The organism is Bradyrhizobium sp. P5_C11_2 (assembly GCF_054049755.1).
Genome location: NZ_JBFULT010000224.1, coordinates 1 through 11,257, shown reverse-complemented (window position 1 = coordinate 11,257; position 11,257 = coordinate 1). Strand labels below are relative to the sequence as shown.

Sequence of the window (11,257 nt, the reverse complement as noted above, 5' to 3'; positions counted from 1 at the left end):
GCCTATTGGAACAAGGTCGTCAAGGATCGGGGACCCGACGAGCACAAAGACAAATCAGAGACCCACGAGCTCAAGGAATTCGAACGGATTGGAAAGGCCAGCAAGGCAGAGACCGACAAGGTGTTCGGTGACTATTACGACCGCCCGCATCCCGAACTGAAGGCCGACACGGACACCACGCGCGGCAGCATCCACGACCTGTTCGCCGATACCGAGGCCGAGCTCGCGACACTGGACGACGACCAGAAGCGCGCCAAGGCGCGGCGGATGATTCTGTATTTCTTCCAGGCCAACCGGAACATCAGGGCCATCAATCGCAAGTTCAACGCCTCGCCGGCGTTCGACGACAAGAAGGCTCCGGTCAACGACGAGGCAAAGATCATCAGCAAGCTCGCTGACGAATTCACCGGCACGGACGACCAGGTCAAGCAGATCAACGAAATCGAGCGCGGCTGGGTCGCTTCGGCTGGCGACGGCGAGGTCAACATCCAGATCTTCAAGAAGGGCACGCGCAACGAGGACCGGGATTTCCTCTGGGATATGTTCCAGACGCTGATCCACGAATACATCCATACCTTGCGCGCCAAGGCCTACAACGACTTCGCCAAGAGTTTTGGCAGCACGTCCAATCAGTACAACACCCTGATCGAGGGCGTCGATTCATTCCTCGATGAGGTCGTTTGGGAGAACGTCGCACCGCGCGTCAACGATCCGGCGCTGCGCGTGGCGGTCGAGGGACCGGAGAACGCCAAGCTCGATCCAATCAAGGTCTTGCCGGCTTCGCGTCGGCGCTACGATTCCTATGCCGAAGCCGTAAAGCTCGTCAACGTCGTCGGTATCCGCAATCTCTACGCCGCCTATTTCCAGGGCGACGTCACAAAGATCGGAGGCTGAGCCATGCCGGCCGCGCGCATCTCCGACCTTGCACTGCGGCCGCTGCAGATCTTCGCCAGCCGATCGCTGCGCTCCTTCACAGGCTTCGCAAGCCCGACGTCGCTGGACGACGTCGCAACGGTGTTCGATCTCGATCGCTCCCGGCAGGGCCAGGGGCGGCTCGGCAGCGAGCAACGCCGCGCGAACTGGTTCAGCGCCACCGCCGAAGGCTTTGCGCGCGGCGTTCGCGTGTGGGTCGACGACGATGCGGTGATCCTCATCGACGCGACCGATGTCAGCCTCCCCGAACCGCTTCCGTCCCTGCTCGACGCCCTGGGCGAGCCGGACGCGAAGCTCGACTCGTTTCTGGGGACGCTCGAAATCAAGCGCAGCGAATTTGTCTACGCCCAGCGTGGCCTCACGCTCTTTGTCAATCCCGCAAACGCCGTGCTGCTGCGGATTGCCGGGTTCGCACCGGCGAGCCTCGAACACTATCAACGAAGCTTGCGGCTCGATCTGGAAATGAAGCTGTTGCCGCCGTCGCAGGACGACTCGCCATGACCGGCCTCACCTCGTCGCCGAAATTGATCAAGGGCGGGCTCGTGGTGCTGGCGCCGGGCGGCGGCACGGTGCGGCGGCAGATCGCGCTCCAGTACAATCCGGACACGCTGAGCCGCAGCTACCAGGTGCAGGGCACGGGCGGCGACGGCGCAGGCAATGCGCGGGCGCAGCCGTTCCGGCTCAAGGGGCCAGCGATCGAGACCATCAAGCTCGACGCCGAGATCGACGCGACCGACCAGCTTGCCGATCCCGACGCCCATGCCACCGCGGTCGCCTTCGGCATCGCGCCGCAGCTCGCGGTGCTCGAGGCCCTGGTCAACCCGAGCGTCGACGATCTGCTCGGCGTYGCAAGCCAGRCCGACGGCGGCACGCTCGAGATCCTGCCGCCGGAGGCGCCGCTCGTGCTGTTCGTCTGGAGCAAGAACCGGATCGCGCCGGTGCGCGTGGCCGAATTCTCCATCGTCGAGGAGGCGTTCGACCCCTCGCTCAACCCGATCCGCGCAAAGGTCTCGCTCGGCCTGCACGTGATGAGCACCGACGACCTCGGCTTCTCGCACCGCGGCGGCACCATCTTTCTCAATTACCTGCGCACCCGCGAAACGCTCGCCGGCCTCACCGGCGGCGCCTCACTGGGTTCGCTCGGTCTCACCAGCCTGCCCTGACGGAGCACAACATGTCCTCGGATCCCGTCCAGATGCTGATCGACGCCGGCGCGTTTCCGGACAATACGTTTCCGCCGAACAGCCGCTATCACGGCGCGGCGATCGGGCGGTTGAAGCGCAGCGCCGACGATCCCGGCGTCGCTTATGTGCTGCGCCGATTCATCCCGCACGGCCGCGACATCGGCATCGCCGGCGAGCACATCGTCAACGCCGGCGAGCGGCCCGACACGCTCGCATCCACCATGCTCGGCGATCCCGAGCTGTACTGGCGCATCGCCGACGCCAATGTCGTGACCGATCCGTTCGAGCTCACCGACACACCCGGTGAGCGCGTGCAGATTCCCCGCCCGAACGGGCTGTAAGGAGGCCGATGATGCAGGGCGGCGTCCAGCTTTCGCTCCAGATCGGCCCGGCGCCGGTGCCGGCGCCGCGCGAGGTGCTGGAAACGCTGACCCATGCCAAGGTCGAGATCGGATCGGGCGATGCGCAGAGCGGCTTCGAGCTGACTTTCGACCTGCCGGCGCGCTCGCCGCTGCGCACCATCTTCCTGCTCGCCGGCGGCGGCGCGCTGCCACCTCTGCTCCGCGTGGTGCTGGTCGTCACCATCAACGGCACGGCCGAGTCCGTCATCGACGGCATGGTCACCAATGTCGAGACCCAGCCCGGCAGCGGCGGCATCGGCAAGCTGGTGATCAAGGGCAAGGACATGTCGGCGCTGATGGATATCATCGAGCTGCCCGGCCTGCCCTTCCCGGCAATGCCGCCCTCGGTGCGGGTGCTGGCGATCCTCGCCAAATACGCGGCGCTCGGCGTGATCCCGATGGTGATCCCGAGCGTCCTCGATATCCCGCCGATCCCGGTGCAGCAGATCCCGCAGCAGAAGGGCAGCGACTACGCCTACGTCAAGCGGCTCGCGACCGAAGCCGGCTACGTCTTCTATCTCGAGGCGGGCCCCGCGCCCGGCGCCTCGAAGGCCTATTGGGGACCGGAGATCCGCTTCGGCGCGCCGCAAGCCGCACTCACCACCAACATGGATGCGCTGACCAATGTGGAGGACATCTCCTTCAACTTCGACAAGGAGCGCAAGATCATGCCGATCGTGTTCTTCCAGGAGAGCAACAGCAAGGCGCCGATCCCGGTGCCGATCCCCGACATCACGCCGATGAGCCCACCGCTCGGCGCGGTGCCGCCCCTGCCGCCCAAGATCGAGAAACTCGCCAACACGGCGCATCTCTCCGCACCGCAAGCGCTGATGGCCGGGCTCGCCTATGCGAGCCAGCACAGCGACAGCGTATTCGGCAGCGGCAAGCTCGACGTCGCCAGATACGGCCGCGTGCTGAAGTCGCGGCAGCTGGTCGGCGTGCGCGGCGCGGGCCTGCCGTTCGACGGGCTCTATTACGTCAAGACCGTCACCCACGAGATCGAGCGCGGCTCCTACAAGCAATCCTTCTCGCTTGCACGCAACGCGCTGATCTCGACCGTCCCGCAGGTGCCGACATGAGTGATGCGCCCCTCTTCGGAAAATATCGCGCGGTGGTGATCAACAATGTCGACCCGCTCCAGATCGGCCGGATCCAGGTGATGGTGCCCGACGTCGGCGCCGTCATACCGACGAGCTGGGCGATGCCCTGCGTGCCGACCGCCGGCATCAATGCCGGCTTCTTCTCCGTGCCGATCATCGGCGCCGGGGTCTGGGTCGAGTTCGAGCGCGGCGACCCCGACTATCCGATCTGGGTCGGATGCTACTGGGGCAGTGCGGCGGAGGTGCCGGTGCTGGCGCATGCGGTGCCGCCCGGCGTGCCCGGCATCACCCTGCAAACCCCGCTGAAGAACGGCCTCACCATCAGCGACGTGCCCGGGCCGACCGGCGGCATCCTGATGCAGACCACCACCGGCGCGATGATCTCGGTCAGCGACGTCGGCATCACCATTTCCAATGGCAAGGGCGCGATCATCACCATGACCGGCCCGACCGTCGACGTGAATGTCGGCGCGCTTACCGTGATCTAGGAGACGCACATGCCCGCTCCCGTGCTGCATCTCGGCGCCACCGTATTGTGCAGCCATGCCGGACAGGCCACGCCGCTGTCGCCCTTCCCGCGGGTGCTGCTGTCGGGCCAGCCCGCGGTCAATCTCACCAGCCCCTATGCGATCGCGGCCTGCTCGCTCACCGGCTCGGCGCCGCCCTGCGTCACCGCGCAGATGGTGATGGGCGCGGCGCGGGTGATGATCGGCGGCGCGCCGGCCGCGACGATGATGGGGCAATCGGTCTGCACGCCGACCGGCACGCCGATGCTGCCCGTCGTCGCGCAGACACGCGTGCTGGCAACCTGAGGGGAGGACGACGTGGGCAACGAGCTCGATTTCCCCTATCACACCGACAACCAGGGCCGCACCGCCACGACCGCGCGCCCCGATCACATCCGCGACCTGATCGAGCAGGTGTTGTTCACGATGCAGGGCGAGCGGGTGATGCGGCCGGATTTCGGCGCGGGCCTGATCGCGCTGGTGTTCGAGCCCAATTCGGTGACGCTCGCCGCGACCACCCAGATGCTGGCGCAGGCCGCGCTGCATCAGCACCTTTCGCATCTGATCGCCGTCACGTCCGTCGAGGTGACCAATGACGATGCGGTGCTGCGCGCCGAGGTCCGCTACGTGGTGCTGGCCGACCGCACCAGCCATGTCGGGAGCTTCGCGGTTCCGGGAGGCGCGGCATGAAGCAACATTGCTGCGATCCGCGCCGGCTCGAAGTGCTCAAAGCCAAGGGCAGCGCCAATGCCATCGAGTTCATCGAGGTGCTCGATCTCGCCTCGCCGCCCGGCGCGCCGCGGCAGCAGACCCTTCTGGTGCGGCTCCTGCATCCCGGCTTCACGCTCTCGCCGGACAATCTGCGGATCACCGGCGGCGAGCGGATCGCAACCGTCGGCGTGGTCTGGTGCGCGCCGGCCGATGCGCTGCCGGCGGAGGCCGAGCCCGGCCTGGTCGACACCATCGACGATCTCGCCCGCACGCTGGTGGTCCGCACCGACGGCAGCGGCGATTATTCGATCTACACGTTCGGCGTCTTCGCCAATTCCGGCTCGACATTGCCTCCGGCCGGCTACGATCCAAAGCTGTCGGCGATCGACTTCACCTTCAAGGTCGAATGTTCCTCCGACTATGATTGCGCCGAGACCGTGCCCTGCGCGCCCGCTCCGCGCCCGCGGCCGGACATCGACTATCTCGCGCGCGACTATCAGGGGTTTCGCCGGCTGATGCTGGACCGGCTGAGCCTGTTGGTGCCGGGATGGCAGGAGCGCTCGGCCGCCGATCTCGGCGTGACCCTGGTCGAGCTGCTCGCCTATGCCGCCGACAATCTCGCCTATCRCCAGGATGCTGTGGCCAACGAGGCCTATCTGGCCACCGCGCGGCAGCGCATCTCGGTGCGGCGCCATGCGCGGCTGGTCGACTATCACCTGCACGAGGGCTGCAACGCACGCGCCTTCGTGCATTTCGACGTGGATGGGCAGGACATCGTACTGCCCAAGGGCACGCAGCTCCTGACCCGCGTGCCCGGGCTCGACGTGGTGCTGACGCCGGGCTCGCGCGCGCTCAACGATGCAATCGAGGGCGGCGCCGAGGTTTTCGAAACGGTTGCGCCCGCCATGCTCGACCAGCAGCAGAACAGCCTCACCTTCTACGCCTGGGGCAATAATGGCTGCTGCCTGCCACGCGGCACCACGCGGGCGACGCTGCGCGGCCATATCGATACGCTCGATGTCGGCGACATCCTGATCCTCGAGGAGGTCATCAGCCCAACGACACTGTCTGCCGACGATGCCGATCCTGCGCATCGCTGGGCGGTGCGCCTGACCGAGGTCGTCCTCGCGAGCGATCCCTCCGGCGGGCTGTTCGACGAGCCAGCGGTCGATGGTCCGGTTGACGTCACCGAGATCGCCTGGAGCGAGACCGACGCACTGCCCTTCCCGCTCTGCCTGACGGTGGCAGATCGCCCCGAGCTTGCGATCAGCGTCGCACGCGGCAACATCGTGCTCGTCGATCACGGCCGCACGCTGGCGCCCGAGCAGCTCGGCGTGATGCCGCGCACCACGCTGAAGCAGGCCTCGGCCACGGCAGGCGATTGCTGCACCTCGGCGCCGGACATCGTGGTGCCGGCACGGTTCCACCCGGTGCTGGCGAGCAGCCCGTTGACGCAATCCTTCGATCTCGGCGCGCTGCTGGCCGTTGCCGTCGCGGCCGGCAAGGCGTGGTGGCCGGCGAGCGCGTTCCGGTTGCTGTCGCCGCGCGACGCCATGCCTGCCCTGGTCGATCTCACGGGACAGGTCGCGGGCACCACGGAGCACTGGCTGCCGCGGCGCGATCTCATCGACAGCGCCGGCAACGCGCCCCATGTCGTGGTCGAGATCGACAATCACCGCCGCGCCCTGGTGCGGTTCGGCGATGGCCTGCTCGGCAAACGTCCGGCGGCGGATACCGCGTTCACGGTGACCTACCGGATCGGCAACGGGGCCGCCGGCAATGTCGGCGCGGAAGCCATCGCGCATATCGTCAGCACCACGGACGGCGTGTTCGCGGCGATACGCAATCCGCTCGCCGCAGCCGGCGGCGTCGAGCCCGAGGACATCGAGGCGGCGCGGCGCGATGCGCCGCAGGCGTTCCGCACCCAGGAGCGCGCGGTGACGGCAGCCGACTACGCGGCCGCGGCCGAACGGCGTGCCGACGTGCAGCGCGCCGCCGCGACGTTCCGCTGGACCGGGAGCTGGCACACTGTGTTCGTGACGCCCGACCGCTTCGGAGGCAGCCCGGTCGACGCCCCCTTCGCCGCGCAACTGCGCAACCATCTCGAACGGTTCAGGATGGCAGGCTACGATCTCGAAGTGCGGACGCCGCGTTACGTCCCGCTCGATGTCACACTGCATGTCTGCGTCAAGCCGGATTATTTCCGCGCCGAGGTCGCGCAGGCCGTGCGCGCGGTGCTGTCGAGCACGGTGCTGCCGGACGGTACGCTCGGCCTGTTCCACCCCGACAATTTCTCCTTCGGCGATCCCGTCTATCTCAGCCGCGTCATCGCGGCGGCGCAGGCGGTCGAGGGTGTCGAGGCGGTGCAGGCGGAAAAATTCCAGCGGCTGATCTCCCCGCTTGCGACATCGCTGGATGACGAGGTGATCCCGATCGGCAGTCTCGAGATTGCACAGCTCGCCAACAATCCGAATTTCCGCGAGCGCGGCCGGCTCGTCATCGAAGCGGGAGGCGGCAAATGACGCTACCGGTCCCTACCATCAAGCCGCATGCCCTGCCTTCCGGCAGCGAGAGCTGCGGCTGCTGCGCCGGCGTCGAAGCCGAGACGCCGCAGGGCATCTCCAACCGCTATGGCCTCTCCGCCATCGCCTACCGGATCGGCGATTACGCGCAGTTCAGCGACAGTCTCCACGCGGCGCTGTCGTCCGCCGCGTTCGCGCCACTTGGCAAGCTTCACAGCCGCGACGACGACGATTTCACCATCGGCCTGATCGACGCCTTCGCCTGCGCCGCCGACGTGCTCACCTTCTACCAGGAGCGCATCGCCAACGAATCCTATCTCCGGACCGCGCTGGAACGGGTGTCGCTTCAGGAGATGGGCCGGCTGATCGGTTACCGGCTGCGCCCCGGCGTTGCCGCCGAGACCTGGCTTGCCTTCACCCTGGAAACCCCGCCGACGCCGCCGCCAAAGCTGTCGCCGGAGCCCGGCAGCTTCATCACCGGCGTGCCCGCGCAGGTCTCGCTCGATATCGGCCTGAAGGTGCAGAGCATACCGGGGCCGGACGAGAAGCCGCAGACGTTCGAGACCGTCGAGCGGCTCGACACGGCAAGGCCGGCCTGGAACGCGATCCGGCCGTGGATGGCGGAGACGCGGCGGCCCGGCAAGGGCGACACGGCCATGTACCTCACCGGCCAGCGCAACAATCTGAAGCCGGGCGACGCGCTGCTGATCGTCGGAGACGCCTTCGCGCCGGGCAAGAACGACAGCAATTGGGAGTTCCGCTTCATCGACAGCGTCGAGCTGCAATCGGATTTCGATCGCACCAAGGTCACCTGGAAAGTCGGACTCTCGGAGGTCACGGCTGCTCAGATCTCCAAAGTCTACGCACTGCGCAAGCGCGCCGCGGCCTTCGGCCACAACGCGCCGATGTGGGCATCAATGTCGACCGAGTTTCACAACAACTATCCCGGGAAGCCCGAGAACGACGACTGGCCCGACTATTCGATCTCGCCGGCCGGCGGCAGCATCGACCTCGATACGGTCTACCCGGAGGTGCGCGTCGGCGACTACGCCGTTCTCACGATTCCCGGAACCTTCAACAGCAAGGCGTTGGGCAAGATCGATGTCATCGTGATCGGCCTGTCACCCTCCATCGATCTCTTTCAGGTGACCAACATCACTTCGGTCTCCCGTGCTCAGTTCGCCCTGGCTGGCAAGGTGACAAGGCTCGCGTTGCACGGCGCGCACTACGACACATACGAGGATGAAGTTCGCCGCTGCACCGCCTTCGTGCAGTCCGAACAACTTACGCTCGCCCCCTATCCTGTCGACGATGCGGTGACGGGCAATAGCATCCCCGTCGCGGTCAGCGCCGATGGTCTCGTCGCCGGCCGGCGGCTGATCGTGCGCGGCAATCGCGCCTCGGACGGCCAGGCCGTGGTCGTGCAGGCCACTCTGGTGTCTGTCCAGGGCGGCGATGCCGGCCGCTGCACGCTTCAGATCGATCCGCCGCTCGCCGGTCATCTCGACCGCGGCAGCGTCGTCGTGCATGGCAATGTGGTGCCCGCCTCGCATGGCGAAACGGTCACGCAGATCCTCGGCTCGGGTGATGCGGCGCGGCCATTCCAGCAGTTCGAGCTGAAGCAGGTGCCGCTGACTTATCGTGCAGCGGCCAATGAAAGCGGCGCAGCGAGCGAGTTGACGCTGCGGGTCGGCGAGATCGAGTGGCACGAGCGCACGACGCTGTACGGTGTGGCCGCGACGGATCGCGCCTTTGCGCTCGATGTCGACGAGCAAGGCCGCAACCTCGTGAAGTTCGGCAACGGTGCAAACGGCGCGCGGCTGCCGAGCGGGCTCAACAACGTTCGCGCCACCTATCGCAAGGGCATCGGCGCAGCCGGCAATGTCCGCGCCGAGACGCTGAGCCAGTTGTTGTCGCGCCCGCTCGGGCTCAAAGGCGTGAGCAACCCGCTCGCAGCCGAAGGCGGCAACGATCCGGAGCCGGCGGAAGCGGCAAGGCGCAGCATTCCGCTCGGCGCCCGCACGCTCGGCCGCGTGGTGTCGGTGCTCGACTACGAGGATTTTGCCCGCGCCTTCACCGGCATTGCCAAGGCTCAGGCGCAGGTGCTGCAACTGCCGCGCGGCAAGACCGTCGCCATCACCATCGCGGGGCCGCCCGATGCGCCCGTCAATTCCGCAAGCCCGGTCTGGACCAACCTGCTGGCGGCGCTGAAGGCCGGCGGCGACCCGCATGTCGCGGTGGCGCTGCTGCCCTACCAGGCCAACGCCTTCCGGGTCGGATTGAAGGTCAAGCGCGATCCCGATTTCGATGCCAAGGCCATGCTGGCCGCAGTCGAGGCGGCGCTCCGCGCGCACTTCGCCTTCGACGCCCGCGAGCTCGGCCAGCCGGTGCAGCAGTCCGACGTGATTGCCGTGGCGCAATCGGTGCCCGGCGTACTCGCCATCGACCTCGTCAGGCTCTATGGCGGCAGCTCGCCCTCTGCCCAGACCATTCCATCGCGTCAGGCCCGGCTGCTGGCGGCGCGGATGCATGTCGACCAGGGCGTGGCGAAGCCAAGTGAGCTCCTGACGCTGAACCCGGCGCCGTTCGACCTGCTGGAGGAGATGGCATGAACAGCCTCACCGCCGAACGGCTCTACGGCCTGCTACCGGCGCTGCATCGGCTGCGCGATGCGGCCCAGGCGGACGATCCGGCCAAGGCCGGCCCGCTTCAGGCTCTGCTTGCGGCGTTTGCGCGCGAATTCGCCACGCTGGAAGAGTCCATCGAGCAGCTCTACGACGACCAGTTCATCGAGACCTGCGCCGAATGGGTCACGCCCTATATCGGCGACCTCATCGGCTACCGGCCGCTGCGCGGGCTCGGCACGGAGCTGACCTCGCCGCGCGCCGAAGTCGCCGACACCATCGCCTTCCGCCGCCGCAAAGGCACCGCGCTGATGCTGGAGGAGCTCGCGCAGGACGTCACCGGCTGGCCGGCGCACGCGGTCGAATTCTTCGAGCAGCTTACCACCACGCAATACATGAAGCACATCCGGCTGCATGCGCCGGCGACCTGCAATCTGCGCGACACGGCGGCGCTGTTCCCGCGCGACGGCGCCTTCAACGGCATTGCGCACACCGCCGAGATGCGGCGGCCGGAGACTGGCGCGGGGCGCTACAACATTCCCAATATCGGCATCTTCCTGTGGCGGCTGTTGTCGCTGTCGCTCACGGCGGTGCCGTTGACGCCTGACGCCGGCGATGCGAGCGGACGAAAATTCCGCTTCAACCCGCTCGGCGCGGACATGCGGCTGTTCCGCTTCGCGCAGGCCGAGCCCGACATTTCCCATCTGGCCGAGCCCGTCAACGTGCCGGAGCCGTTGTCGGTGCGGCTGATGGCGATGGCGGTGCGCGCGGCGCAGGCGAGCGCACAGCCGGATGCGCAACGCGACGACGATTATGGCGACGGCGAGAGCCTGGTATTCTTCACACCTGGTACGCCTCCGGTCCCCGTTCCCACCGCCAAGGTCCGCGTCTGCGACCTCCGCGACATCCTGGACGGCGGCGGCAATGTCATCGGCTGGGCGCATGAGGCGCAGGTGACGGCGGGCACGATCGGCTTCGATCCCGAGCGCGGCCGCGTCCTGCTCGGCGACGCCGCCGACGGGCCGCTGCTTGCGACCTTCCACTACGGCACCGCACGCCAGATCGGCGGCGGCGAATATCCGCGTGTCCCGGCCGAGGGTGATGTCGGCAACCAGCAGGCCGTCAACGCCGGCGGCGCCTGGCAGGCGAAGCTCGACCTGATCGCGACCGGCGGCCGGCTCACCATCGGCGACAGCCTGACCTACAAGGAGACACCGACGTTCAAGGTCGACGGTGTCCTCGGCGATGCCACGCCGCACCATGCCGTGGTCGCCGC

General features: G+C 67.3%; 10 protein-coding genes and 1 pseudogene. All 11 read left to right on the top strand.

Annotated features, from left to right (window positions below):
• Nucleotides 1–894, top strand: an 894-nt coding sequence (locus ACXJL8_RS20915) for a hypothetical protein (protein ID WP_456685493.1), incomplete at its 5' end; no start/stop codon positions are given.
• Nucleotides 895–897: 3 nt separating this feature from the next.
• Entirely contained in the window at nt 898–1,434 is a 537-nt protein-coding gene (locus tag ACXJL8_RS20910; RefSeq protein WP_456621070.1) for a hypothetical protein, read from the top strand.
• Nucleotides 1,431–2,096, top strand: a complete 666-nt coding sequence (locus ACXJL8_RS20905) for a CIS tube protein (protein ID WP_456685492.1) — start codon at nt 1,431–1,433, stop codon at nt 2,094–2,096. The genes ACXJL8_RS20910 and ACXJL8_RS20905 overlap by 4 nt, the downstream gene beginning before the upstream one ends.
• Nucleotides 2,097–2,107: 11 nt before the next feature.
• Nucleotides 2,108–2,458, top strand: a complete 351-nt coding sequence (locus tag ACXJL8_RS20900; RefSeq protein WP_456621072.1) for a Base plate wedge protein 53 — start codon at nt 2,108–2,110, stop codon at nt 2,456–2,458.
• A gap of 11 nt (nt 2,459–2,469) precedes the next feature.
• Nucleotides 2,470–3,597, top strand: coding sequence for a hypothetical protein (locus ACXJL8_RS20895; protein WP_456621073.1), 1,128 nt, complete (start codon nt 2,470–2,472; stop codon nt 3,595–3,597).
• Complete coding sequence (locus ACXJL8_RS20890) at nt 3,594–4,106, top strand: phage baseplate assembly protein V (protein WP_456621074.1); 513 nt, start codon at nt 3,594–3,596, stop codon at nt 4,104–4,106. The genes ACXJL8_RS20895 and ACXJL8_RS20890 overlap by 4 nt, the downstream gene beginning before the upstream one ends.
• A gap of 9 nt (nt 4,107–4,115) precedes the next feature.
• The gene (locus ACXJL8_RS20885; RefSeq protein ID WP_456621075.1) at nt 4,116–4,430 is read left to right on the top strand and encodes a hypothetical protein; all 315 of its coding nucleotides are present in this window, start codon (nt 4,116–4,118) and stop codon (nt 4,428–4,430) included.
• 12 nt (nt 4,431–4,442) lie between these two features.
• The gene (locus ACXJL8_RS20880; protein ID WP_456621076.1) at nt 4,443–4,814 is read left to right on the top strand and encodes a GPW/gp25 family protein; all 372 of its coding nucleotides are present in this window, start codon (nt 4,443–4,445) and stop codon (nt 4,812–4,814) included.
• Nucleotides 4,811–7,357 (top strand): putative baseplate assembly protein, encoded by a 2,547-nt coding sequence (locus ACXJL8_RS20875; RefSeq protein ID WP_456685491.1) that lies wholly within the window; start codon nt 4,811–4,813, stop codon nt 7,355–7,357. Before ACXJL8_RS20880 ends, ACXJL8_RS20875 begins: the two co-directional genes overlap by 4 nt.
• Entirely contained in the window at nt 7,354–9,969 is a 2,616-nt protein-coding gene (locus ACXJL8_RS20870; protein ID WP_456621078.1) for a putative baseplate assembly protein, read from the top strand. Before ACXJL8_RS20875 ends, ACXJL8_RS20870 begins: the two co-directional genes overlap by 4 nt.
• Nucleotides 9,966–11,257 (top strand): annotated as a pseudogene (locus tag ACXJL8_RS20865) (hypothetical protein); the annotation flags it as partial. The gene ACXJL8_RS20870 and the pseudogene ACXJL8_RS20865, both read left to right, overlap by 4 nt.

Coding starts and splice junctions, on each gene's coding strand:
- ACXJL8_RS20885 (WP_456621075.1), top strand. CDS start 4,116: ATGCCCGCTCCCGTGCTGCATCTCGGCGCCACCGTATTGTGCAGCCAT.
- ACXJL8_RS20895 (WP_456621073.1), top strand. CDS start 2,470: ATGCAGGGCGGCGTCCAGCTTTCGCTCCAGATCGGCCCGGCGCCGGTG.
- ACXJL8_RS20890 (WP_456621074.1), top strand. CDS start 3,594: ATGAGTGATGCGCCCCTCTTCGGAAAATATCGCGCGGTGGTGATCAAC.
- ACXJL8_RS20900 (WP_456621072.1), top strand. CDS start 2,108: ATGTCCTCGGATCCCGTCCAGATGCTGATCGACGCCGGCGCGTTTCCG.
- ACXJL8_RS20910 (WP_456621070.1), top strand. CDS start 898: ATGCCGGCCGCGCGCATCTCCGACCTTGCACTGCGGCCGCTGCAGATC.
- ACXJL8_RS20870 (WP_456621078.1), top strand. CDS start 7,354: ATGACGCTACCGGTCCCTACCATCAAGCCGCATGCCCTGCCTTCCGGC.